Origin of the sequence: Streptomyces albireticuli (assembly GCF_021228125.1) — a bacterium.
In the GTDB taxonomy this organism is placed as follows: domain Bacteria; phylum Actinomycetota; class Actinomycetes; order Streptomycetales; family Streptomycetaceae; genus Streptomyces; species Streptomyces albireticuli.
In genome coordinates this window covers 49,980-74,843 of sequence record NZ_JAJQQS010000006.1, presented here as the reverse complement: position 1 = coordinate 74,843, position 24,864 = coordinate 49,980, and the positions used below count along the sequence as shown (strand labels likewise).

At 71.8% G+C, this 24,864-nt stretch carries 20 protein-coding genes and 1 pseudogene; 11 read left to right on the top strand and 10 right to left on the bottom strand.

Annotation, left to right across the window (positions count from 1 at the left end; all coding sequences use genetic code 11):
* Positions 1-60 precede the first annotated feature (60 nt).
* From LUZ64_RS13295 to LUZ64_RS13285, 3 genes are all read left to right on the top strand, one after another.
* Entirely contained in the window at positions 61-1,191 is a 1,131-nt protein-coding gene (locus tag LUZ64_RS13295; protein WP_095581421.1) for a S1C family serine protease, read from the top strand.
* Between the two features lie 233 nt (positions 1,192-1,424).
* Positions 1,425-2,156 carry a response regulator transcription factor gene (locus LUZ64_RS13290; protein ID WP_095581422.1) on the top strand — a complete coding sequence of 244 codons (732 nt, stop codon included), beginning with the start codon at positions 1,425-1,427 and terminating at the stop codon, positions 2,154-2,156.
* Complete coding sequence (locus LUZ64_RS13285; protein ID WP_232390480.1) at positions 2,153-3,535, top strand: sensor histidine kinase; 1,383 nt, start codon at positions 2,153-2,155, stop codon at positions 3,533-3,535. Before LUZ64_RS13290 ends, LUZ64_RS13285 begins: the two co-directional genes overlap by 4 nt.
* A 764-nt stretch (positions 3,536-4,299) precedes the next feature.
* Here LUZ64_RS13285 and LUZ64_RS37730 read toward each other — a convergent pair.
* Positions 4,300-5,193: pseudogene (locus LUZ64_RS37730) on the bottom strand (ATP-grasp domain-containing protein); the annotation flags it as partial.
* 275 nt (positions 5,194-5,468) lie between these two features.
* Positions 5,469-6,929: an LmeA family phospholipid-binding protein gene (locus LUZ64_RS13275; protein ID WP_107426641.1), complete on the bottom strand. Its 1,461-nt coding sequence runs from the start codon at positions 6,927-6,929 to the stop codon at positions 5,469-5,471.
* A gap of 160 nt (positions 6,930-7,089) precedes the next feature.
* On the opposite strand from LUZ64_RS13275, the gene LUZ64_RS13270 reads away from it, so the two are divergent.
* Positions 7,090-7,947 (top strand): NAD(P)H-binding protein, encoded by an 858-nt coding sequence (locus LUZ64_RS13270; protein WP_095582322.1) that lies wholly within the window; start codon positions 7,090-7,092, stop codon positions 7,945-7,947.
* A gap of 200 nt (positions 7,948-8,147) precedes the next feature.
* Here LUZ64_RS13270 and LUZ64_RS13265 read toward each other — a convergent pair whose 3' ends face one another.
* A complete protein-coding gene (locus LUZ64_RS13265; protein WP_095585309.1) occupies positions 8,148-9,578 on the bottom strand; it encodes a condensation domain-containing protein in 1,431 nt (476 codons plus the stop codon).
* Positions 9,579-9,766: 188 nt separating this feature from the next.
* Positions 9,767-10,240 (bottom strand): ATP-binding protein, encoded by a 474-nt coding sequence (locus LUZ64_RS13260; RefSeq protein ID WP_095585310.1) that lies wholly within the window; start codon positions 10,238-10,240, stop codon positions 9,767-9,769.
* 256 nt (positions 10,241-10,496) lie between these two features.
* Between LUZ64_RS13260 and LUZ64_RS13255 the strand changes: the two genes are divergently transcribed.
* From LUZ64_RS13255 to LUZ64_RS13240, 4 genes are read left to right on the top strand one after another with little or no spacing between them, the layout of a single operon-like run.
* Complete coding sequence (locus LUZ64_RS13255; protein ID WP_372472062.1) at positions 10,497-11,303, top strand: helix-turn-helix domain-containing protein; 807 nt, start codon at positions 10,497-10,499, stop codon at positions 11,301-11,303.
* Positions 11,304-11,314: 11 nt separating this feature from the next.
* Complete coding sequence (locus tag LUZ64_RS37135) at positions 11,315-11,545, top strand: DUF397 domain-containing protein (RefSeq protein WP_095585312.1); 231 nt, start codon at positions 11,315-11,317, stop codon at positions 11,543-11,545.
* Positions 11,546-11,599: 54 nt separating this feature from the next.
* Positions 11,600-12,454: an ATP-grasp domain-containing protein gene (locus tag LUZ64_RS13245; RefSeq protein WP_095585313.1), complete on the top strand. Its 855-nt coding sequence runs from the start codon at positions 11,600-11,602 to the stop codon at positions 12,452-12,454.
* On the top strand, positions 12,447-13,658 hold the full coding sequence (locus LUZ64_RS13240; RefSeq protein ID WP_095585314.1) for a HEAT repeat domain-containing protein: 1,212 nt from the start codon (positions 12,447-12,449) through the stop codon (positions 13,656-13,658). Before LUZ64_RS13245 ends, LUZ64_RS13240 begins: the two co-directional genes overlap by 8 nt.
* A 218-nt stretch (positions 13,659-13,876) precedes the next feature.
* On the opposite strand, the gene LUZ64_RS13235 is transcribed toward LUZ64_RS13240, so the two are convergent.
* Positions 13,877-14,593, bottom strand: coding sequence for a response regulator (locus tag LUZ64_RS13235; RefSeq protein ID WP_232390482.1), 717 nt, complete (start codon positions 14,591-14,593; stop codon positions 13,877-13,879).
* A 125-nt stretch (positions 14,594-14,718) separates the two neighbouring features.
* Positions 14,719-15,960 carry a sensor histidine kinase gene (locus LUZ64_RS13230; RefSeq protein ID WP_095582381.1) on the bottom strand — a complete coding sequence of 414 codons (1,242 nt, stop codon included), beginning with the start codon at positions 15,958-15,960 and terminating at the stop codon, positions 14,719-14,721.
* 133 nt (positions 15,961-16,093) lie between these two features.
* Between LUZ64_RS13230 and LUZ64_RS13225 the strand changes: the two genes are divergently transcribed.
* Both LUZ64_RS13225 and LUZ64_RS13220 read left to right on the top strand, forming a co-directional pair.
* A complete protein-coding gene (locus LUZ64_RS13225; RefSeq protein WP_211305070.1) occupies positions 16,094-17,032 on the top strand; it encodes an ABC transporter ATP-binding protein in 939 nt (312 codons plus the stop codon).
* A gap of 5 nt (positions 17,033-17,037) precedes the next feature.
* On the top strand, positions 17,038-17,901 hold the full coding sequence (locus tag LUZ64_RS13220; RefSeq protein WP_143593248.1) for an ABC transporter permease: 864 nt from the start codon (positions 17,038-17,040) through the stop codon (positions 17,899-17,901).
* A gap of 23 nt (positions 17,902-17,924) precedes the next feature.
* Here the strand turns inward: LUZ64_RS13220 and LUZ64_RS13215 are convergent, their stop codons facing one another.
* On the bottom strand, positions 17,925-18,950 hold the full coding sequence (locus LUZ64_RS13215; RefSeq protein WP_095582378.1) for a LacI family DNA-binding transcriptional regulator: 1,026 nt from the start codon (positions 18,948-18,950) through the stop codon (positions 17,925-17,927).
* Positions 18,951-18,974: 24 nt separating this feature from the next.
* Complete coding sequence (locus LUZ64_RS13210; protein WP_095582377.1) at positions 18,975-19,775, bottom strand: response regulator transcription factor; 801 nt, start codon at positions 19,773-19,775, stop codon at positions 18,975-18,977.
* A 264-nt stretch (positions 19,776-20,039) separates the two neighbouring features.
* Here LUZ64_RS13210 and LUZ64_RS13205 point away from each other — a divergent pair, with 264 nt between their 5' ends.
* Positions 20,040-20,936 carry an alpha/beta hydrolase gene (locus tag LUZ64_RS13205; protein WP_232390483.1) on the top strand — a complete coding sequence of 299 codons (897 nt, stop codon included), beginning with the start codon at positions 20,040-20,042 and terminating at the stop codon, positions 20,934-20,936.
* A gap of 65 nt (positions 20,937-21,001) precedes the next feature.
* Here LUZ64_RS13205 and LUZ64_RS13200 read toward each other — a convergent pair whose 3' ends face one another.
* The gene (locus LUZ64_RS13200) at positions 21,002-22,897 is read right to left on the bottom strand and encodes an ABC transporter ATP-binding protein (RefSeq protein WP_095583751.1); all 1,896 of its coding nucleotides are present in this window, start codon (positions 22,895-22,897) and stop codon (positions 21,002-21,004) included.
* Between the two features lie 152 nt (positions 22,898-23,049).
* Positions 23,050-24,783, bottom strand: a complete 1,734-nt coding sequence (locus LUZ64_RS13195; RefSeq protein ID WP_095578442.1) for an ABC transporter ATP-binding protein — start codon at positions 24,781-24,783, stop codon at positions 23,050-23,052.
* Between the last annotated feature and the right edge of the window lie 81 nt (positions 24,784-24,864).

Genomic DNA, 24,864 nt, shown 5'->3' with positions numbered 1-24,864 from the left:
TGCCGGGCTTCTCAGCACACACTCAGACTGTTCTCATCCAGCCGGAGCACAGTCGTAGCCATGACGGACAACCACCGCCGCGACGGCGTCCAGGACCCCCACCAGCCCCAGCAGCAGCACGCCTACCCGGCCCCGCCGCCGTACGCGCCGCAGCAGCCGGTGACCACGGCGAGCGGCGTCACCGTCTGGCCCGGTGACGGCAGCGGCGGCCACGGCGGTGGCGGCGGCACCCCCACCGGCTACGCGGGCTTCGGCGCCCCCGCGCCCGAGCCCGCCGCGACCGGCGGCGTCCCCGCCGGGCACGCCGCGCCCCGTGCCCGCCGCCCCGTCGCCCTGCTCGCCGCCTGCGCGATCCTCGCCGCGGTGGTCGGCGGAGGCTCGGCCGCCCTCGTCGGACAGCTCACCGGCGGCTCCGGCGGCAGCAGCCACTCCACGCCCGTGCAGAACGTCTCCTCCAAGAGCGGCGGCGTCTCGGCCGTCGCCAAGGCCGTCATGCCCAGCATCGTGGAGATCAAGGCCACCACCACGTCCGGCGAGTCCACCGGCTCCGGCGTGGTGATCACCGCCGACGGCGAGATCGTCACCAACAACCACGTCGTCGCCGGCGCCGACACCGTGAAGGTGTCCTTCAGCGACGGCAGCACCAGGACCGCGAAGGTCGTCGGCACCGACCCCGACAAGGACCTCGCCCTGATCAAGGTGCAGGGCGCGAGCGGCCTCAAGACCGCGACCCTCGGCGACTCCGGCAAGCTCAAGGTCGGCGAAGAGGTCGTGGCCATCGGCTCGCCCGAGGGCCTGACCGGCACCGTGACCAGCGGAATCGTCTCCGCCCTGAACCGCGACGTCACCGTCTCCAAGGAACAGGGCCAGGACGGCCGGCAGCAGCAGCGCCAGGGCGGCGGGCTCCCGCAGTGGCCGTTCGAGTTCGGCGGCAACCAGTACAACGGCGACACCGGCTCGTCCAAGACCACCTACAAGGCGATCCAGACCGACGCCTCCCTCAACCCCGGCAACTCCGGCGGCGCGCTGATCAACATGAACGGCGAGATCGTCGGCATCAACTCCGCCATGTACGCGGGCTCCGGCGCCGGGTCCGGGGACGCCGGCAGCGTCGGCCTCGGCTTCGCCATCCCGATCGACACCGTCAAGGCCGACCTGGCCAAGCTGCGCGCGGGCGGCACCGGCGGCTGACCACCCGCGCGCCCGGAGCGAGCCGAGCCGTGCCGTGCAGGGTGCCGTGCCGTACAGGGTGCGGGTGTCCGTCTCGATCAGCTCCTGACCGCCCCGCCCGCCCGGAGCATGCGTGCCGGTTCCCTCCGCCCCGGACCCGGCCCCGGACCCGGGGACGGCGCCGACCGCCCGCGCGCCCCCGGCGCGTGCGAGGCTGAGGACGCCCCTGACACCCGAACCGCGAGGTAAAGCCGATGAGCCCCGCCGACCACGGCGACCAGCCCGCCCGCATCCTGATCGTGGACGACGAGCCCGCCGTCCGCGAGGCGCTGCGCCGCAGCCTCGCCTTCGAGGGATACGGCACCGAACTGGCCGTCGACGGGCTCGACGCGCTCGGCAAGGTGGACGCCTACGCCCCCGAGCTGATCGTCCTCGACGTGCTCATGCCGCGCATGGACGGCCTCACCGCCGCCCGCCGGCTGCGCGCCTCCGGCGTCACGGTGCCCATCCTGATGCTGACCGCCCGCGACACGGTCGGCGACCGCGTCACCGGCCTCGACGCCGGCGCCGACGACTACCTGGTCAAGCCGTTCGAGCTGGACGAGCTGTTCGCCCGCATCCGCGCCCTGCTGCGCCGCAGCTCCTACGCGGTGGCGGCGCCCGCCGAGGACCGGGCCCTGGCCTTCGCGGACCTGCGGATGGACCCCGACACCCGCGAGGTCACCCGCGGCGGCCGCGCCGTGGAGCTCACCCGCACGGAGTTCACCCTCCTGGAGCTCTTCCTCGCCCACCCCCGGCAGGTCCTCACCCGCGAGCAGATCCTCAAGTCCGTGTGGGGCTTCGAGTTCGAGCCCTCCTCCAACTCCCTGGACGTCTACGTCATGTACCTGCGCCGCAAGACCGAGGCGGGCGGCGAGCCGCGCCTCGTCCACACCGTGCGCGGCGTCGGCTACGTCCTGCGCGCGGAAGGCGGCGGCGCCGAGTGATCGGACGGTTCCGCCGGCTGCCGCTGCGGTCGCGGCTGGCGCTGCTGACGGCCGTGGCCGTGGCCGTCGCGGTCGCCGTCGTCGCGGCCGTTTCCTGGGTCGTCCTCAAGCAGCAGCTCGAACAGCAGCGGGACACCACGCTGACCAATGTGCGCCCGGCGGACGAGACCGTCGTCGACCTGCTCGACACCTGCGGCAACGGCACCCGCCCCTACCCCAGCCCGTACACCGTGCAGATCATCACGTCGCGGGGCGCGGTCTGCACGACGGCCGGGAAGTCGCCGGTCACGGTGGACGCCCGCGATCTGGCCGTCCAGCCGGGCCAGGACCCGGTGCTGCACGACGCGCGGGCGAAGGACGGCAAGGAGATGCGCGTCGCGACCACGCGGAGCGAGGTGCGGGGCGTCTACGCGGTCTCCATCGCCCAGCCCGCGAGCGACATCGACAAGCCGCTGAACAAGCTCGCCCTCGTGCTGGTCCTCACGGCCGGTTTCGGCGTGCTCGGCGCCGCCACGGCGGGCCTCGGCATCGCCCGCGCGGGCCTGCGGCCCGTGGACCGGCTCACCGACGCGGTCGAGCACATCGCCCGCACCGAGGACCTGGCCGTGCGCATCCCCGTCGACGGCGAGGACGAGATCGCCCGCCTGTCGCGCTCGTTCAACTCCATGACCGCGGCCCTCGCCTCCTCCCGCGACCGCCAGCAGCAGCTCATCGCGGACGCCGGTCACGAGCTGCGCACCCCGCTCACCTCGCTGCGCACCAACATCGATCTGCTGGTCCGCAGCGAGGAGACCGGCCGCGCGATCCCCCCGGACGACCGCCGCGAGCTCCTGGCCAGCGTCAAGGCCCAGATGACGGAGCTCGCCGCGCTCATCGGCGACCTCCAGGAGCTCTCCCGCCCGGAGGCCGCGCCCGGTACCGGCCCGGTCCAGGTCATCGCCCTCCACGAGACCGCCGCCCGGGCCGTGGAACGCGCCCGGCTGCGCGGTTCGGGCCTGACCTTCGAGGTGAACCTGGCGGACTGGTACGTACGCGCCGAACCGGCCGCGCTCGAACGGGCCCTGGTCAACCTGCTGGACAACGCGGTGAAGTTCAGCCCGCCGGGGGGAACGGTGTCGGTCGCCCTGTCGTCCTCCGGCGAGCTGACCGTAAGGGACCACGGTCCGGGCATCCCCGCGTCGGAACTCCCCCACGTCTTCGACCGCTTCTGGCGCTCGCCGTCGGCGCGGAGCCTGCCGGGGAGCGGGCTGGGGCTGTCGATCGTGGCGCGGACGGTGGAACGGGCGGGCGGCGTCGTCCGGCTGTCCGGGGCGGAGGGGGGCGGGACGGTGGCGTCGGTACGGCTGCCGGGCGCGGGGGCGGCGCCGCCGCCGCTGTAGCGGGGGCCGGGGCCGCCGCCGCTGTAGCCGGGGCCGGAGCCGGAACCGGGGCCGCCGCCGCTGTAGCCGGGGCCGGGGCCGGGGCCGCTGCGCGGGGCCTTTCCCCAGCCCCGCCCCTTCCCGAAACCGGGGAGATCCCCGGACCCCCCGGCCGCGCTACCGCGCGGTGGCCTCAAACGCCGGCCGGGCTGGATGCGCCCTGCCCAAGGCCGGCTTTCGGCTGCGCCAAGGGCGGCTTTCCCACCCGGGACCGGGCGGGAAAGCCGCCCGTCCGGCGCTTGAGAACCGGGGTCCGGGCAACCAATCAGCCCCGCCGGCACCTGAGAACCGGGGCTCAGGCAACCAATCAGCCCGTCCAGCGCCTGAGAACCGAGGCCCGGGCAACAACCCAGCCCCTCCAGCGCCTGAACACCGGGGCCCGGGCAACAACTCAGCCCGTCCGACACCTGAGAGCCGGGGCCCGGCACCTGAACACCGAGGCCCGGGCAACCAATCAGCCCGTCCGGCGTTTGAGGACCGGGGTCCGGGGCGGAGCCCCGGGTCGGGAAGGGGCGGGTAGGGGACAAAGCCCCGCGCAGCGGCACCCCGCCCGCACCCACCGGCACCAACACCGGCTCCGGCACATGCACAGCCTCGCCCAAGTAAGACGCGACGACGCAGTCGAACCCGTCCCGGTCACACCCCGCGAACCCAGGCGTGAACCCGACGACCTTCGGCCCATAAGCCGTCAGCACGAACTCCACACGCGCGGGCCCATCCCCGTACCCCGTCACACGCACAAGATCGCCGCAGACCCGCTCGACCCGCTCACGAGCACCGGCACCCTCATCGGCATCAGCACCGGCCGAGAGCCCTCCAGGCGAGCGAACAGCCAGCTCCATGAAGTACGGAAGCTCCCCCACGACACGCTCATCGATCCCGAGGACACGCGGAACACCACCCGCGTAAAGGACCTCGGCGCTGACGACGGCACCCGTCAGGAACTCCTCGACGAGCGGGACACCCCCCAGCCCGTCAGCCTCGGCCAGCACCTCCGTGAAGTGCCAGCGCACCTCCTCCTCGTCCGCGGCGGACACGACGCCGTGACTGCCGGTGCCGAGGGACGGCTTGAGGACGACGGGGTAACCGATGGCCTCGGCGGCGGCGACCGCGGCCTCGACGTCCGCGGCGGCGGTACCGCGCGGCGTGGGGACGCCCCCGGCCTCGCAGGCCAGGCGGAAGGCGTGCTTGTCCTGGATCAGCCGGACGGAGGCGGCCGGCAGGAAGGGGATGCCCAGCTCCTCGGCCGCGGTGGCGGCGGGCAGCAGGCACTCCTCGTCGGGCGCGATCAGAGCGAACTCGCCCTCCGCGCGAAGCGCCTCGAAGAGGGCGGCGAGCTCCCGCACGGACCGGGTGTCGCCGACGCGCGTCTCGACCCCGCCCGGTTCCAGCAGGTCGCGGAGCGGATCGTGGAGGTAACGGGTCTTGTCGCGGGTGAGGAACGTGACGCGGGCCGCCCGCCGGGTGGCGGCCTCGACGAGCCGGAGGCCGGTGCCGCCGGTGAGCGCTTCGACGATGACGATGTGATCGACGGCCACGGACGGCCGGCCCCGGTCCTGGTGCCGGCCCCGACCCGGGTGCCCCGTGGAGCCCGGTCCGGACTCCGTCGCACTGCTCATGATGACGCGTGGTCCTCAAGGTTGCTTACGGGCTGCCGTGCCCCCCTCCCCCGGCACGGCAGCCATGCGCGACCGGCAGCCGGGCCACGGGGCCGGCTGTCGTCCGCACACCCAGACCCAAACACAAACCGTATGGTCGGTTCAATTAATGAGGGTGTGATCTAGCCCTCCATTCGATAAATGCAAGGCTAGAAGGCGTCACACCCTTCATTTTATGGGCACCGCCATGAATTCCCGATGAAGGAACCATGGCGCCCACCGCGCTGCCCACCGCACTACCCCGCCCGCCCGACCGGCAACGCCACCCCGCTCAGCTCCGCCCGGATCCCCTCGTGATCGACGGTGACGGCCCGCAGCCTCACATCCTTCGCCTGCTCGGGGAGCCGGAAGGAGAAGGACAGCCGGTCGGTCAGCTCCGGCGGCCGCAGCCGCATCAGCGCGCCGATCAGATCGGGGTCGACGCCGATCTTCCGCAGCACCCCCGGGTGGTCGGCCACGGCGTCGACGAGGTTGACCCGCATCAGGCGCTCGACGAAGCGGGGCGCGCCCGTGAGCTCGCGCAGCCGGTCCTCACCGCTGAGCGCGGCCGCCACCTCGTCCGGGCCCACGCCCAGCCGCGCGGCCAGCGACGGCACGGACAGCAGCGCCTTGACGCGGGCCGCGTCGCGGCTGACGCGCTCGGCCGCCTCGCGGTGCAGGGTGAGGCCCTTGTCGCGGCCGGGCCGGTAGGTGGCGATGTGCGGGACGTCGACGCTCATCCCGTCGATGTCGGTGGCCAGGCCCCGGTCGTCGGTGCGCCGCAGCTGGGCCCGCGCCCGTACGCGCAGCTCCTGGCCGCCGACGTCGATCCGCCCGTCCGCCGCGATCGTGTCGCCCCCGGCGTCGCTGAACCGCACCTGCGAGGCGCCGAGTTCGCGGTTGAGGTCGGCGAAGGAGAGGCGTACGTCCCCGTCCAGCTCGCCGATGACCGCGCCGCGCACGGCGGTGGGGAGGTCGCCGGTGAGCTTGATGTCCCGGCCGCTCGCCCGGACCTCCGCGAGGGACACCCGGCCGGCGTCGATGTGCGGCACGGTGATGTCGACGCGCTCCAGCCGCTTCCCCAGCACCTGGGTGAGGAAGGGGAAACCGTGGATGTCGACCTGCGGCCCCGCGGCCAAATGGAGGTCGTCCCGGATCTTCTCCGCGGCCTTCTTCTCCGCGTACAGGACGGCGCAGCGGTCGCCCAGCACCAGAAAGGCCCCGAGGACGGCGACGCCGATCAGCAGCTTGAGGGCGCGGGGTACGGCCGCGAACCGGCGGCGGTGCCGGACGCGACGGGAGGCCCGGCGGGCACGGTGGCCGCGTCCGGAACGGCCGCGCTTGGAGCGGCGGTGGCCGGGCGGCGACGTGAGGCGGGCGAGAGCGGCGCCGTCGAGGCTCTCGGGGCTGTCGGGGACCAGCCGGATGTCGAGGAATTCGGCGAAATCGGAGGAGTCGGAGGAGCCGGCGGATTCGGCGCCGCCGGGAGCCCCGGTGGAATCGACCGAATCGGCGGAACCAGCGGAACCGGCGGAATCGGCCGGATTGGCGGGCACCCTGGCGTGAACGAAATGGGCGGAATCGGGAGGCACGCCTCCCCCGCGTTCCTCCGGTTCGTCCTCCGGTTTCTCCTCCTCGGGGGCCACCGGGTCGGCCAGCGAGGCGAGTTCGTCATAGGGATTGGGCGGAAGGTCGGGTATGCGTGTGGGGGTTCGCATCACCACATCCCACCACGGAGGCGGCCCCCGAACGCAAGACCTACCCGCGGTATCCGCAATTCCGCCACCATTTCCGGCCGTTGCACGGAGCATATGCGGCAACTACGGTGCATACGGCACCTGTTTTCACCCATGCAGCTCCGACAGAAGGAAGCCACCCGTGATAGTCGTGACCGGAGCGACCGGCAACATCGGCCGCAGCCTGGTGGAACAGCTCGTCGCCCAGGGAGTGCCCGTAAGGGCGCTGAGCCGTGACCCCGCGCGGGCGGGCCTCCCGGCGGAGGCGGAGGTCGTCCGCGCGGACTTCTCGGCCGGACAGCCCCTGGGCCCCCTCCTCAAGGGCGCGAACGCCCTGTTCCTGAACCTGGCCGCGACGCGCGGCACGGACATGGCCGACATCGTCGCGGCGGCGGTCGCCGCGGGCGTGCGCCGGATCGTCCTGAACTCCTCCATGGCCGTCACCGGCGTCCCGGAGGACGACACGGCCCCCATCGCCGTGTGGCACGCCGAGGCCGAGCGCCTGATCCGCGAGTCGGGCCTGGAGTGGTGCTTCGTCCGCGGTGGCATGTACGCCACGAACGCCCTGATGTGGGCGGACGGCATCCGCGCGGACGGCCTGGTGCGCGGCCCGTTCCCCGGCACGACCGCGGCCCCCGTCCACGAGGCCGACCTCGCGGAGATCGCGCTCCGCGCCTTCCTCGACGAGGACGGCACCCACGTCGGCCAGGTCTACGTGACCACGGGCCCGGCCGGCCTCACCTTCGAGGACCAGACGGCGGCGATCGGCCGCGCCCTCGGCCGCCCGGAGGTCCGCTTCGAGCAGGTCTCCTTCGAGGAGGGCGTCACCCTGATGGAGCACTTCGGCGCGCCGAAGGACGTCGCGGAGGACATCCTGCGCAACTTCGAGGCGACGGTGGGGACGGAGGCGCTGGTCACGGACTCGGTGGAGCGGGTGACGGGCCACCCGGCGCGGACGTTCGACCAGTGGGCGAGGGACCACGTGGAGGATTTCCGCTGAGTCGGGCGGCGGCGGGGTGGGCCGCCGCGCGGGGCGTTTTCCCCTAGCTCAGGCGGTGAAAATCAGCCCGTCCGGCGTTTGAGGACACCGCGCGGTAGCGCGGAAAGGGGGCCCGGGGGCGAAGCCCCCGGTTACGGGAAGGGGCGGGCAGGGGACAAAGCCCCGCGCAGCGGGCACCCCCACCCGCACCCCGGCCCGCCTCAACTCACCGCAGCCGGCTCCCGCCGCAGCACACCCGCCCGCGCCGTAGCCCGCAACGTCTCCGTCAGCACAGACCTCACAGATCCCATCGTCCGCCGCGCCTCCGGCGTATCCACGTAGATCGAGTTCATATGCAGGCCCGAGACGTCCCGCTGGAACCACGAGCACGTCCCGTTCGCCGCCGAGGCCCACACATGGGCCGTCGGCTGCCACTGCGGGTGGTGTTCGGCGCCCGGCGTCCTCCGCATGTCCATATACGAGAAGAAGTTCACCGGGTACGGCCACGTGCGCAGCGCGAAGTGCTCGGGAGCGAGCAGTTCCCACGCCCGGATGAAGGGGACCTCCAGGCTGCCCATCATCGCGCCGAAACCTGCCCGCACCCCGGCGATGAGCTCGTCGAATTCCTGCTCCTTCCCGACGGCGAACTCGATGGGCAGCGTATTCACGAACCACCCCACGGAATGCGTCCAGGGCCCCCGGCCGCGCTCGCTGACGGGCATGAATCCCCGGTACGAGGCCGGGCCGCCCAAGGTGTGGAGAGCCGTGCCGACGCTCGCGAGAAGGCCCATGAAGAACTTCCCGCCGGCCTCCCTGCACCGGGTCTCCAGCGCCTCGGTCTCCCGCGCGTCCAGCAGCATGTCCGCCTCGTTCATCGTCGGGTACATCGCACCCGGCTCGATCCCGAGCTCCAGCGGGAATCGCGGGAAGAACTCCCCGTTGCCCGCCATGAAGGACTTCCAGTAGTCGAGGCGCTCGTCGTCGGCCTCCAGTGACAGATAACGGCTCCGCTGCTCGTGCGCGAAGTCCAGATAGCTGCCCGCGACGGGGAGTACGGGCTCGCGGCCCTGCTTGTAGGCCGCGTAGGCGGTCTGGATGTCGTTGACCACATTCGGCATCGACACACCGTCCGACACGATGTGGTCGAAGGCCATGTACACCGTCGAAGAACCGGTTTCCCTCGCCACCGCGCCCATCATGAACAGCGGCCAGGCCAGCGTGTCGATCTGCTTCTGGAAGCTGTCCGACATGAACGCCCGGAGCTCGGTCGTGGTGTCGAACTCACCCATCTCCACGACGTCCAGAGCGATCTCGTCCGCGTCGATCGCCCCGCACGACAGGTCCCCCGCCAGCCGCTGGAATTCGCACCGCAGCACCTCATGCCGCCGCGCCAGGAACAGCAGCGCGGCCTCCAGCGCGTCCCGGTCGAGCGGCCCCTCCACCTCGAACGTCACCGCCAGCCACGACGCCAGCGAATCGTTGGCCTTACGGGCCTCCTCGACCACCGAGAAGTGCTTGTCCTGGTTGAACGACGCGCTCTTACGGGCTCCCTCCGGGCCGCCGCCCTCCTCGCTCCGTCTCGTCGACCTCAGGCGCCACTCCACCACGCGCCCGGGAGCGATCTCCAGGCCTTCCAAAGGGAACTGACGCATGCTGACTCTCTCCCGAGACGGAGGAAAAACGGCTCTTCGGCTGACAACGACGCCAAGCCGAACGGGTGACGGCGGCGCGGTAAAGCACCAGGCCGCATCACCCTTCCGCCACCCCTCCGCCCCCTCCTTCCCCACGGATCGCCGACCGCCCCAAGGGGGTACGGCCCTCTCGGCGCCCTCCGCGCTCCCTACGCGGCGAGCTGCGCCACGGGCGATTTCGCGCCGATTTCGCACCACAGGAGCTTCCCCCTGAACTCCGCCCCGGACGCGGGTCCCCCGAACGTCTGACTGCCCCAGTTGTCCGCGCACAGCCGCACGATCAGGAGCCCGCGCCCGTACGTCCCGTCCGCCGGCACGTCGATCCCACCGGACCCCGGCGGGGTGTCGAACGGCGCAGGCACGAGGGGGTTCGTGTCCCACACGGTGATCCTGATCCCGGCCTCCCACGCGTGCCGCACGCGGAGTTCCACGGGGCCGTCGGAGTAGCGGTAGGCGTTGGTCACGAGCTCACTGGTCAACAGCAGTGCGTCGTCCACGAGTTCGTCCCGGTCGTGACTGACGAGCACGCTGCGCAAGGTGGTGCGGGCGATTCGCGCGGAGTGCGGGTCGTGGGGCAGGTTGAGCGTGTACGACCAGGTGTTCTCCGGGGATACGGTTGCCATGCGGGGCTCCTTATGAGGAGGTGATTGGCTGACTTGCCGCACTTGCGGTGGCCTGTCGCCGATGCGTCGGCGGTGCGCTTCCGTGTCACGGCGGGCCAGGCGAGTGGCTTAAGTCACACCGTAGGCTCGGCGATGGCCTATATTCCACTCAGTCGACGAAATTCAGGCCAACTAGCCCCGTGTGGGTGACGTTTGGGGCGGGAGGAAGCCAGTGGGGTCGTCAGGCAGTCCAACGCTGAGGCAGCAGCGCCTAGGGGTGGAGCTGAGGAAGCTCCGCGAGCGGGCCGGCTTGTCGACATCGGCGGCGGCTGCGCTCCTCGGCGTCAACCAGTCGAGGATCAGCAACATCGAGGCGGGCCGGTACGCGGTGGGCGCGGATCGTGTCCGCACCATGGCTCGTAACTACGCCTGCCCGGACCGGGATCTCGTAGAGGCACTCGCGGGCATGACAGGTGGGCGGACGCGCGGCTGGTGGGAGGAGTACCGCGAATTCCTCAGCGCAGGGTTGATGGATCTGGTCGAGATGGAGCACCACGCCCACGGCATGCGGATCGGGGTGGTCGTTCACATCCCCGGACTTCTGCAAACCACGGATCACGCTCGCGCCCTCTTCAGCTCGTCCGTTCCCCCACTGGAGCAGTACGAGGTCGAACGTCGGGTATCGCTACGCATCAGGCGGCAGGAGATCCTCCACGGCAGCCAGCCGACCCCATTGGTCGCCATCTTGCACGAAGCAGCGCTGCGTATGGGCGTCGGAGGGTCAGCCACCGCCCGAGCACAACTGGCCTATCTCGCCGAAATGAGCGAACACGATAATGTCACCGTTCTCGTGGTCCCCTTCGGCGGGGGAACATTCACCGGATCAGGCCAGCCCGTCGTCTATGCCTCCGGGCCTGTCCCGCAGCTCGATACTGTGCAGCTCGACACGGACTACGGCTGCGAGTTTCTTGACGCTGAGGCGCAGTTGGCGAGACATCGAACCGTGTTGGATCGCATGGAGCAGTCCGCTCTCAAGCCCACGGAATCACGGGACCTAATCCATCGCATCAGCCAGGAGATCTGAAGGGTATCCACGTGTCCAGTTACATCTGGCAGAAGTCCACCTTCTCAGGGGCTGGTTCGAACTGCCTTAACATCGCTGCCGAATGGCAGACATCGTCGTACAGCTACGAAGGCGCCAACTGCCTCAACCTGGCCAGCGCCCCCGACAGGATCTTCCTCCGGGAGAGCGACGACCCCACCGTGATCCTGAACGTCTCCCCCAAGGCACTCCGTGCCCTCATACGCACCCTGAAAAGGGACTGACCTGGGGCGATAGGTAGGTTTACTCTCAGTCGACCTACCCTCGGCAGGAGAGTCATGCCCAGTCCCACCCGCAGGCCCGCGCACAAGCGCCGCGTACTGTTCGTCACAGACCTCGCATATCCGGCGAAGGGGCGCCGCTACTGCGACGAGGACATTTTCCTGACCTCCCGCCTGCGGCAGGAATTCGACATCGCTCTCTGCCACCCGCTCGACGCGACGGCCCTCATGGACGACTTCGACGCGGTCGTGATCCGCAACAGCGGACCCGTCCTGCACTACCAGGCGGAATACGACCGCTTCCGCCAGGAGGCGGAGGCGCGCGGGGTACTCGTATACAACGAACTACGCGGCAAGGCCGACATGATCGGCAAGCAATACCTGCTCGATCTGACCGCCGCCGGATACCCCGTGATCCCGACGATCGACCGGGCCGAGGACGTATCCCGGCTCCCGGAAGCCGCCGAATACGTCGTGAAGCCGAAGATGGGCGCGGACTCCATAGGCCTGGAATTCGTGCCCGGCGAGGCGCTGCCGGGGCTCGCCTACGGGAACGTCCTCGTGCAGCCGCGCATCGATTTCACCTACGAGGTGTCGTTCTACTTCGTCGACCGCGACTTCCAGTACGCGCTCTACGCCCCGAGCCCGGAGGCGCGCTGGAAGCTGGAGCCGTACGAGGCGACGGCGGAGGACATCGCGTTCGCGCAGCGGTTCGTCGACTGGAACGACATCGCGCACGGCATCAGCAGGGTGGACGCGTGCCGCGCGCCCGGCGGGGAGCTGCTGCTCGTGGAGCTGGAGGACCTGAACCCGTACCTGTCGCTGGAGCTGCTGGCTCCGGAGGCGCGGGAGTCCTTCGCCGTGAACATGGCGGCGTCGATCCACGGCCTGCTGGCGACGCGCCGTGGCTGAGCAGGACGACAAGGCGCGCCTGCTGCTCGCGGCGCTGGACGCGTACGACGCGAGGTTCGCCGACGAGCTGATGCTGGAGATGACGCCCGCCGAGGTCAACGAGGTCGGGCCCGACGGCCGGACCCCGCTGCTGCGGGCCGTCGACCTCGGCTCGTACGCGCTCGTGGAGCGGGTCGTGGACCGTGGCGGGGACCTCACGTTCCGGGGCGCGGACGGGCGTGACGCCCTGGCCCTGGCGTGGCACTGGCACGAGACGGGCGCCGAGGCGGAGCTGCGCCGCAGGACGGGGGCGACGGGACCCGTCGAGCGCGAGAGGGTCGAGGACAGGTTCGGCGGGGCGTCCGAGGAGCTCACGTTCGGCGGCGTGACGGTTCGCGACGGGCACGCCGCGATCGCCACGTACCTGGAGCCCGACTACGGGATCGCCCGGACCTTCGGCGAACTGCTGGCCCGCGCCCTGGCCGAGCCGGACGTCGACCGGGCCGTATGGGACGCGACGACATACGCGGTGCACGCTCACCACGGGCTCGCCGCCTGGGACATGGCCGTGGCCCTGCACGGCCGGCCGGACCCGCTGGAGCGGTACTTCGGCGCGGAGGTGCTCCGGTTCATCGTCATCGCCGATCGCCTCAACGAGGTCGACGAGGACGACGAGTCGCCGTACAACACCCCGCTCGTGGACCTCTTCCTGCCCTGGCTGGAACGGGAGACCGACCGGCGCGTGATCCGCGCGCTCACGGCGGGTCTGAGCAATGCCAGGGACCCGCGCGCCGACGAGCCGCTGCTCGCGCTCAGCCGGAGCGACGACGCGGACACCCGCACCTGGGCGCTCTCCGGGCTGAGCTACCCCGCCGCGGCGAACTGTCCCGAGGCCGTCGCCGCCGTCGTGGAACGCCTCGGCGACGAGGATCCCCGGGTCCGCCAGGCGGCCGTCGCCGCCTTCATGTGGGGTCCCGCCGAGAGGTCGTCCGTCATCGCGGACGCGCTCGCCGAGCGCCTTACGGACGAGGACCTGGACGTACGGGTGATGGCGGCGGTGCGGCTGGCGCTGCGCGACGACCCGCGCGGTGACGGGGTCATCGCCGGCCTCGGTCCCGTCGACGAGGAGACCTGGTACCGCTGGGACCTCGCGACGCTGTCGGCGTACCGGCGCAGGCGCGCCGAGGAAAAGGAAGCCGAGGCGGGGGCCGCCACCGAGAGGTGACCTGCCCCTCAGGCCCGGGCGTCCCGCCCCACCGCTTCCAGGCCCGACGCGCCCGCGTGTTCCCGGAGACGCTCCACCAGCCCGTCCGGCGCTTGAGGACACCGCGCGTCAGCGCGGCCGGGGGTCCGGGGGCGAAGCCCCCGGTTACGGGAAGGGGCGGGTAGGGGAAAAAGCCCCGCGCAGCGGCACCCCGCCCCGCACCGACCCGCACCCGGCCCTCACCCCGACGCCCCCGACGCCCCCACCAACCCCATCTCATACGCCGCGATCACCAGCCGCACCCGATCCCGCGCGCCCAGCTTCACGAACAGCCGCGCCACATGCGACTTCGCCGTCGCCACGCTGATGAACAGCTCTTCCGCGATCTCACCGTTCGACCGCCCCCGCCCGACCAGCGTCAGCACCTCCCGCTCCCGCTCGGTGATGCCGTCCACCACCCTCACCGCGGGCGGCTCCGCCACCGGCTCCGGGCGGCGCACGAAGTCCGCGATCAGGCGCCGCGTCACCCCCGGCGCGATCAGCGCGTCGCCCGCGGCGACCACGCGGACCGCCGCCAGGATGTCGTCCAGCGCCATGTCCTTGACCGCGAAGCCGCCGGCCCCGGCGCGGAGGGCGCCGTAGACGTGTTCGTCCTCGTCGAAGGTGGTGAGCATCAGGACGGCGGTCGCCGACGCCGGGTCGGAGGTGATCAGGCGGGTGGCCTCGATGCCGTCCATGCCGGGCATGCGGATGTCCATGACCACCACGTCGGGACGTAGGTCACGGGCGAGCCGGACGGCCTCGGCACCGGTCGCGGCCTCGCCGACGACGTCCAGGTCGGGCGCGTCGGCCATGAGGACGCGGAGGCCGGACCGTACGAGCGGCTGGTCGTCGGCGAGCAGGACCCGCACGGGGCGGCCGGGCGGCGGATCCCCCGCCACCGGGTCCGGGGACATCGCGGCCCCGGGGCCGGCAGACCCGGTGGGACCGGAGCCCTCCGCCCCGGACCCCGAAAGCCCGGACCCGCCGGCCGAAACGCCACCACGTCCGGGACCACCCACCTCAGGGCTCGGGAAGCCGCTCACCGGGCCTCCCCCGACGTCACATCCGCGCCCGTACGTGCCTCCGGCACCAGCACACGCTCCGGCACCGGCAACCCCGCCGCCACTCTGAAGCCCCCCTCCGGCCGCGGGCCCGCGCTGAACGTCCCGTGCAGCAGTCCCGCCCGCTCCCGCATGCCCACGAGGCCGAAGCCCTGGCCGTCCGGGGCCGCTCCCCCGGCCGTCCCCCGCCCGTCGTCGACGACCTCCACCGACAGTTCCTCCTCGCCGTAGTCGACGGTCACCCGGCAGCTCCCGGTGCCCGCGTGGCGGACCACGTTGGTCAGCGCCTCCTGCACGATGCGGTACGCGGACAGCTCGATGTCCGCGGGCAGCGGGCGCGGTTCGCCGCGTCGCCGCACGTCGACGCGGACGCCCGCGTCCGCGGTCGCCGCCGCCAGCCGGTCGAGGTCCGCGAGCCCCGGCGCGGGCTCCCGCGGCGCCCGCCCGGACGACCCCGGCGCAGCGGCCGGTTCCCCCACCGGCCCCGCCTGCCGCAGCGCCACCAGTGTGCGCCGCAGCCCGGACAGCGTCTCCCGGCTCGTGGACTCGATGTTCCGCAGCGCCTCCCGCGCCTCCGCCGGCTGGGTCTCGATGACCCGGCTGCCCACCCCGGCCTGGATCGCGATGATGCCGATGCTGTGCGCGACCATGTCGTGCAGCTCGCGGGCGATCCGCAGCCGTTCGGCGGTCACGGCCTCCGCCACCTCCTGGGAGCGCAGCGCCACCGTGTGCTCGCGGCGCTCGCGGGCCAGCATGCCGACCGCGCACGAGGTGACCATGGCCATGAGGGCGATCACCGCCGTGCCCACCAGAGTGCCCGGCCGGTGCCAGAAGAGGCCGACGGACAGGAACTGCGCGGTCAACGTCACCGCCCCGGCCGCGACCGGGATCCGGCCCCGCCTCGTCGCGACGACGACGCCCAGGGCCACGTCCACCGCCGCGAGCGTCAGGAACCGGTCCGGGCCGGGGTCGGTACCGGTCAGGAGGACCGCCAGCGACCCTACGAGCGTCAGCGCCCACGCCGCCGCCGGTGCCCGCCGGAACAGGCCGGTGAGCAGGCTCACGGCGAGCAGCGAACCGAGCGCGTGGAAACCGCCCGAGGCCAGCGGCGCGCCTCCGACCAGCAGGACCAGCACGGCGAAGTACAGGCCGGCGCCGGCCCAGGCCGCACCCCGGCGCGGCACGGCGGACGGCGTCGGGGCGGGTGCTGTGGTGTTCATGACGGGACATTAACCGCGTGGCACCGCGCACGACATCGGCCCCCGGGCTTACACCCGTGGGCCAGTGCCACCTTCCCGGATTGCCTCCCACGGGCCCATGCCCGGCCGCGGCCGCCCGAGCAGAGTGGAGCCCGTGATCGAAGTCAACGAACTCACCAAGCGCTACGGCGGCAAGACCGCCGTCGACCGCCTGTCCTTCACCGTCCGGCCCGGCCGGGTCACCGGCTTCCTCGGTCCCAACGGCTCCGGCAAGTCCACCACGCTGCGGATGGTCCTCGGCCTGGACGCGCCCACCTCCGGGACCGCCACCGTCGGCGGCGTCCCCTTCCGCGCCCACCGCCGCGGGCTGCACCACGCCGGCGCCCTCCTCGACGCGGGCCATGTGCACGGCGGGCGCACCGCCCGGGCCCATCTGTCCGCCCTCGCCCGCGGCAACGGCATCGGCGCGCGGCGGGTGACCGAGGTTCTGGAGGAGGTGGGCCTCGCCGACGCGGCGCGGCGCCGGGTCGGCGGGTTCTCGCTCGGCATGCGGCAGCGGCTCGGCATCGCGACCGCCCTGCTCGGCGACCCGCCCGTACTGATCTTCGACGAACCCGTCAACGGCATGGACCCGGAAGGCGTGCTCTGGGTGCGCCGTCTCTTCCGCAGGCTGGCCGCCGAGGGCCGCACGGTCTTCCTCTCCAGCCATCTGATGTCGGAGATGGAACAGACCGCCGACGACCTCGTCGTCATCGGCCAGGGCCGGCTCATCACCGCCGAGTCCGTACGGGACTTCGCCGCCCGCGGCACCCGGCTGAGCGTCACGGTGGCCACTCCGCGGCCCGCCGAGCTGACCGCCGTGCTGACGGCCGCCGGCGCCTCCGTCGAGGGCGAGGGCGAGGGCGGGCGCGAGGGGGCGGCGGGGGCCGGGAAGCTCGTCGTGACCGGGCTGCCCGCGGACCGCATCGCCGCCCTCGCGTTCGAGAACGGCGTCCTGCTCCACGAACTGACCACCCGCGCCGCCACCTTGGAGGAGGCGTTCATGGCACTCACGGCCGACAGCGTCGAATACCTGGCCGGAGGAACCCGATGACACCGATGACACCGAAGACACCGATGGCCGTGCCCGTCGGCCGACCGGCCGTCACCCCACCGCCCGTCCGCTTCGCCGATCTCGTCGCCGCCGAATGGATCAAGATCCGGTCGCTGCGCTCCACCTCCTGGACGCTCGCCCTCGTCACGCTCGTCGTCATCGGCGCGGCCGTGGCCGCGGCCATGGCGGACTACAACAACTTCCCCGGCTACAGCCCCGAGACCCAGCGAGAACATCCGTTCTCCTTGCACGATGCCTTCCCGGCGGCCGGTTACATGTCGCTGATGCTCGCGGCCGGGTGCGTCGGCGCTGTCACCGCCACCGGCGAGTACGGCAGCGGGCTGATCCGTACGACCACGGTGGCCGTCCCCGCCCGGGGCGCCGTGGTGGCCGCGAAGGCGGTCGTCACCGCCGCGCTGTGGACCGTGGTCGGCCTGTCCGTCGCCGCCTGCTCGTTCGCGGTCTCGCAAACCATCCTCAGCGGACGGGACGCCGGGATCACCCTCGGTCATCCGGGGGCGGTCCGGGCCCTGGTGGCGTCAGCGCTGCTGGCCCCGGTCTGCGCGCTGCTGGGGCTGGGCCTCGGCTTCCTGATCCGGCACAGCGCCACGGCCATGGTGACCACCACGTTCACGCTGCTGATGCTGCCGATGTTCTTCTCGACGGAGAAGCGCTGGTCGGCGGAGGTCCGGAACATGATGGTGGACAGCGCCTGGCAGCGGCTCACCATGGACTGGGTGCCCTCGCAGGCCGATTCCCTGATCCCCCTGCACACCGCCACGCTCACCCAGTCCTGGGTGGCGTACGCGCTGTGGCCGACGGCAGCGGTCGCCCTGGCGCTGGTCCTCGTGCGGCGCCGTGACGTGTGAGCGGGCCGTGCCGGGTGAGTCCCTCAGCCGCCGCAGCCGCAGGAGCGGCGGACGACCAGCGCCGACGGGAACTGCTTCAGCCGCTCGCGGCGCGAGCCGGCGAACCTCAGGGCGTCGTCCAGGACGAGATCGACCGCCGAGCGGGCCATCGCGATGCGGTCGGAGGCGACCGTCGTCAGCGGCGGGTCGGTCAGCGCCGCTTCCTTGACGTCGTCGAAACCGGCCACGGCCAGCTCGCCCGGCACGTCGATGCGCAGCTCGCGGGCGGCGCGCAGGACGCCGATGGCCTGGTCGTCCGTGGCACAGAGCAGGGCCGGGGGGCGGTCGGGGCCGGAGAGGATCTTGAGGGCGACCTGATAGGCGTCGTAGCGGTTGTACGGGGCCTGGAAGAGCCGGCCCTCCAGGGACTTCCCGGCCTCGCGCATGGCCCGGCGCCAGCCCTCGACATGGTCGGTGACGGGGTCGCCGACGGTGGGGGTCTCCTCGGTGCCGCCGAGGCAGGCGACGTACGGGTGACCGTGCTCCAGGAGGTGGCGGGTGGCGAGCTGGGCGCCGCCCACGTCGTCCGTGACGACGGCGACGTCGTCGATGGCGTCCGGGCGGCGGTGCATCAGGACGACCCGGGCGTCCCAGGCGTCGATCTCCGTCGCGGCGTGCTCACTGGGACCCTGGCTGATGAGGATCAGACCGGAGACGCGCATTCCCAGGAAAGCGCGCAAATAGTGCACTTCGCGCTCGTCGAGGTAGTCGGAGTTCCCGACGAGGACCATCTTCCCGCGCTCGGCGGCCGCCTGCTCGACGGCGTGCGCCATCTCGGCGAAGAACGGCTGGCGCGCGTCCGGGACGATCAGGCCTATGAGATCCGTCCGCCGGGACGCCATCGCCTGGGCCACGCGGTCGGGGCGGTAGCCCAGCTCCTTGATCGCGGCCAGCACACGCTCGCGCGTGGCCGGGGCCACCGGCCTCGGACCGTTGTTGATGACATAGCTGACGACCGCGGTCGACGTCCCCGCAAGTCTCGCCACATCGTCCCGCGTCACCTTGGCCACGCCGGGCAGTCTACGCGGGTCCACCTAGCGTTTGGCCGGTCGAGCGGCCCCGGATTCCGACGCCTCCGGCTCCTCCGACCGGGTGGCGGGCGCGGACTCCTTGGCGGCGCCGCCGGAAGCCTTGGCGTCCTCGACGCGCTCGGCCTTCTCCGGCTTCTCCGGCACCACGAAGCGGTAGCCGACATTCCGGACGGTGCCGATCAGCGACTCGTGTTCCGGGCCGAGCTTCGCGCGCAGCCGGCGGACGTGGACGTCGACCGTACGGGTGCCGCCGAAGTAGTCGTAGCCCCAGACCTCCTGGAGCAGCTGGGCGCGGGTGAAGACCCGGCCGGGGTGCTGCGCCAGATACTTCAGGAGCTCGAACTCCTTGAACGTCAGATCCAGTATCCGGCCCTTGAGCTTGGCGCTGTAGGTCGCCTCGTCGACGGACAGGTCGCCCGTGCGGATCTCCATCGGGCTGTCGTCCACGGAGATCTGCTGACGGCCCATGGCCAGCCGGAGCCGCGCCTCGACCTCGGCGGGGCCCGCCGTGTCCAGCAGGACGTCGTCCACGCCCCAGTCGGCGGTGACGGCGGCCAGGCCGCCCTCGGTGACCACCAGGATCAGCGGGCAGCCGGGCCCGGTGGAGCGCAGCAGCTGGCAGAGGCTGCGGACGTGCGGCAGGTCGCGGCGGCCGTCGATCAGTATGACGTCGGCCCCGGGGGTGTCCACGAGGGCCGGGCCCTCGGCGGGGGCCACCCGCACGCTGTGCAGCAGCAGGCCGAGGGCGGGGATCACCTCGGTGGACGGCTGGAGGGCGTTGGTCAGGAGCAGCAGGGAGCTCATCGGCCGCCACCCGCCTCGGTCGTCGTTCCGTTCCGGCGGATCTGCGCGCGTCGCTCGCCCATGACGTCGGTTCCTCCTCGGTCCCTGCGAAGGGGGCACCACCCGGGCCCCGGCCCGGGGGAGTATGCGGCTCTGCTTCGTACGGTTAGGGCTGCGCGCCCTAGGAGCACGCGTGCGCTCATACGCGCGCGTGCGCGTCTGAATGCACAAAAGGATCCGGGGGCTACTCTGCCCGGATCCTCTCTGCCCAGCAGAATAGCCCACATGACTTTCGGAGGTACGGACGATTTTGCACGACCTTGTGTTTCGTCGATCACTTCGAGTGGTCATCGGCTCGTCCTCTTGACAGCGGACGGTGTCCGGATCGAGGCGGAATACGAGCCGTACCGCGGGCCGGGCACGGGGGCCGCCGAGCCGCCCGCGATCGTGGTCGCGCACGGCTTCACCGGCTCGCTGGACCGTCCGGCCGTACGGCGCGCCGCGCGGGCGTTCGCCCAGTACGCGGGCGTGATCACGTTCTCCTTCCGGGGCCACGGGGGATCGGGCGGGCGGTCCACGCTGGGCGATCTGGAAGTGCTCGACCTCGCCGCCGCGGTGGGGTGGGCGCGCTCCCTGGGGCACCGGCGGGTGGCCACGGTCGGCTTCTCGATGGGCGGGTCGGTGGTGCTGCGGCACGGCGCGCTCCACCCGCCGGCTCCGGCGGGCGCGGACACGCCGACGGAGGGACGGGACAAGGAGCACGGGGGGCGCATCGACGCACACGCCGACACGGTCGTCTCCGTCAGCGCGCCCGCCCGCTGGTACTACCGGGGCACCGCGCCGATGCGGCGGCTGCACTGGGCGATCTCACGACCGTCGGGCCGGCTCCTGGCGCGGTGCGTCCTCCGGACGCGGGTGCGGGCGGAGGACTGGGATCCGGTGCCGTTGTCGCCCACGGAGGCGGTGCCGTTGATCGCGCCGCGGCGGTTGCTGATCGTGCACGGGGATCGCGATACGTATTTTCCGCTGGACCATCCGCGGGCTCTGGCGGCGGCGGGGGATGCGGAGCTGTGGATCGAGGCGGGGTTCGGGCATGCGGAGTCCGCGGCCGGGGCGGGGTTGCTGGGGCGGATCGGGGAGTGGGCGGTGGGGAGTTTTTCCCCTGCCCGCCCCTCCCCGTAACCGGGGGCTCCGCCCCCGGGCCCCCTTTCCGCGCTACCGCGCGGTGTCCTCAAACGCCGGACAGGCTAGTTTTCCACCACCGCCTCCGCGAACTGCGCCGCGTAAAGCCGGGCGTACGCGCCCTCCGCCGCCAGCAGGGAGTCGTGCGTGCCCTGCTCCACGATGTGGCCCGACTCCATCACCAGGATCACGTCCGCGTCGCGGATCGTGGACAGGCGGTGGGCGATCACGAAGCTCGTGCGGCCCGTGCGGAGCTTGGCCATGGCGTGCTGGATGAGCACCTCGGTACGGGTGTCGACCGAGCTGGTGGCCTCGTCCAGGACGAGGATCTCCGGCTCGGCGAGGAACGCCCGCGCGATGGTGATCAGCTGCTTCTCGCCGACGCTGACGTTGGAGCCCTCCTCGTCGATGACGGTGTCGTAGCCGTCCGGCAGGGTCCGTACGAAGCGGTCCACGTGCGTGGCCTTCGCCGCCTCGACGATCTTCTCCATGGGGGCGCCCTCGGCGCCGTAGGCGATGTTCTCGGCGATCGTCCCGCCGAACAGCCAGGTGTCCTGGAGGACCATGCCGATGTGCGAGCGCAGTTCCTCGCGGGACATCTCGGCGACGTCGACGCCGTCCAGCGTGATGCGGCCGCCGTTCACCTCGTAGAACCGCATCAGCAGGTTCACCAGGGTGGTCTTGCCGGCGCCCGTGGGGCCGACGATGGCGACCGTCTGGCCCGGCCGGACCGTGAGCGACAGGTCCTCGATGAGCGGCTTGTCCGCCTCGTAGCGGAAGGAGACCTCCTCGAAGGCGACCTCGCCGCGCACCCGCTCCGGCACCGGGGCGGCCTTCGCGTCGGGCGACTGCTCCTCCGCGTCGAGGAGCTCGAAGACCCGCTCGGCGGAGGCGACGCCGGACTGCACCATGTTGGCCATGGAGGCCACCTGCGTGAGCGGCTGGCTGAACTGGCGCGAGTACTGCACGAACGCCTGGACGTCGCCGATGGACAGCGCGCCGCTCGCCACGCGCAGCCCGCCGACGACCGCGACCAGCACATAGTTGAGGTTGCCGATGAACATCATCGCGGGCTGGATGACGCCGGAGATGAACTGCGCCTTGAACCCGGCCTCGTAGAGGTCGTCGTTCTCCTTGCGGAAGATCTCCGCGGACTCCTTCTGGCGGCCGAAGACCTTCACCAGGGCGTGGCCCGTGTACATCTCCTCGATGTGGGCGTTCAGCGTGCCCGTGGTCTTCCACTGGGCGACGAACTGCGGCTGCGCCCGCTTGCCGATCTTCGTGGCGACGATCACGGACACCGGCACGGTCACGAGCGCGACCAGGGCCAGCAGCCAGGAGATCCAGAACATCACGGCCAGCACGCCCACGATCGTCAGCAGCGAGGTGACGATCTGGCCCAGGGTCTGCTGGAAGGTCTGGGCGATGTTGTCGATGTCGTTCGTGGCGCGGGAGAGGACCTCGCCGCGCTGCTGCCTGTCGAAGTAGCTCAGCGGCAGCCGGCCCAGCTTCTCCTCGACCTGCTCGCGCAGCCGGAAGACGGCGCGCTGCACGACGACGGTGGCGATACGGGCCTGGAGGAAGCCGAAGAGGGACGCGCCGACGTAGATCAGCAGGACCCACAGCAGCACCTGACCGACGGCGTCGAAGTCGATGCCCCGGCCGGGGGTGAAGTCCACCGAGGAGAGCAGGTCGGCGACCTTGCCGTCGCCGCTCGCGCGTATCCGCTCGATGGTCTCGGCCTTGGTGCCGCCCTCGTCGAACCGCTTGCCGACGACGCCCGAGAAGATCAGGTCGGTGGCATGGCCGAGGATCTTGGGGCCGATGACGGAGAGCGCGACGCTCGCCAGGGTCAGGAGCAGGGCGACGACGAGCAGGGCGCGCTCGGGGCGGAGCGTGCCGAGGAGCCGCTTGCCGGACCCGGCGAAGTCCATGGACCGCTCGGTGGGCTGGCCGCCCATGAAGCGGGCGATGCCCGTCGCGGGGGCGGGGCCTCTTCGGGCCGGGCCGCCGGGGGCGGCGGGGGTCTTCCCGGCGGCGGGGGTCTCCTCGGCGCCCGGACCCTCGCCGGATCCGGAGCCGGAGCCCGCGCCCGCGGGTTTCTGCGGGGTCGTCACGCCGCCTCCTCCTCGGTGAGCTGGGAGAGCACGATCTCCCGGTAGGTCTCGTTCGACGCCATCAGTTCGCCGTGGGTGCCGGTGCCCACGACATGGCCCTCGTCGAGGACGACGATCCGGTGGGCGTCGCGGATGGTGGACACCCGCTGGGCGACGATGACGACCGTCGCGTCCCCGGTCTCGCGGGCCAGGGCGGCGCGCAGCCGCGCGTCCGTGGCGTAGTCGAGCGCGGAGAAGGAGTCGTCGAAGAGGTAGATCTCCGGGCGCCGCACCAGCGTGCGGGCGATGGCCAGCCGCTGCCGCTGGCCGCCCGAGACGTTGGAGCCGCCCTGGGCGATCGGTGCCTCCAGGCCCAGCTCCATGCTCTCGACGAACTCGCGGGCCTGCGCGGTCTCCAGCGCGTGCCACAGCTCCTCGTCGGTCGCGTCGGGCTTGCCGTAGCGGAGGTTTGAGGCGACGGTGCCGGAGAAGAGGAAAGGCTTCTGCGGGACGAAACCGACCGTCTCGGACATCAGCGCCGGGTCGAGGTCGCGTACGTCCACGCCGTCGACGAGGACCGCGCCGGCGGTGGCGTCGAACAGCCGGGGCACCAGGCCGAGCAGCGTCGACTTGCCGCTGCCGGTCGAGCCGATGACGGCGGTGATCTCACCGGGGCGGGCGACCAGCGAGACGTCCTTCAGGACGGGCTCCTCGGCGCCGGGGTAGCGGAACTCCACACCGGCCAGCTCCAGGTGGCCCGCGCGGCGCAGCCGGGTGACCGGCTCGGCGGGCGGTACGACGCTGGAGTCGGTGGCCAGGACCTCCTGGACGCGCTCGGCGCAGACCTCGGCGCGCGGCACCATCATGAACATGAAGGTGGCCATCATCACGGCCATCAGGATCTGCATCAGGTAGTTGAGGAAGGCCGTGAGCGCGCCGATCTCCATGTCACCGCTCTCGATGCGGTGGCCGCCGAACCAGAGCACGGCGATCGAGGAGAGGTTCACGACCAGCATCACGGCCGGGAACATCATCGACATCAGCCGGCCGGCCCGCAGGGACACGTCCATGAGCTCGGTGTTGGCGCCGTGGAAGCGCTTGCGCTCATGGGCGTCGCGGACGAAGGCGCGGATCACCCGGATACCGGTGATCTGCTCGCGCAGCACCCGGTTCACGGTGTCGATGCGCTCCTGGACGCCGCGGAAAAGGGGTCGCATCCGCCAGATGATCAGCGAGACGATGGCGCCGAGGACGGGGACGATGGCCAGCAGCAGCGCGGAGAGCGGCACGTCCTGGTTGAGGGCCATCACGATGCCGCCGACGCACATGATCGGGGCGGAGACCATCAGGGTGAACGCCATCAGGACCAGCATCTGGACCTGCTGCACGTCATTGGTGGTACGGGTGATCAGCGAGGGCGCGCCGAAGTGCCCCACCTCGCGCGCGGAGAAGGACTGCACGCGGTCGAAGACGGCGGCCCGCAGGTCGCGGCCGAGCGCCATGGCCGTGCGGGCGCTGTAGTACACCGCCCCGGTCGCGCACACGATCTGAACGACGGTGACGCCGAGCATCCAGCCGCCGAGGCCGAGGATGTAGCCCGTGTCCCCCTTCACGACACCGTTGTCGATGATGTCCGCGTTGAGGGTCGGGAGGTAGAGGGTGGCCAGCGTCTGGACGAGCTGGAGCAGCACGACCATCGCAATCGGTTTGGAGTGGGGCCTCAGATACGCCCGCATTAGTCGTACCAACACACCCCGAAGCCTAAGAGAGCGGCCCGCCACGCGGCCTCAGGTTTTCGCCCGTGACGGCCGAGGGCCGCCCGGCACCCGTCA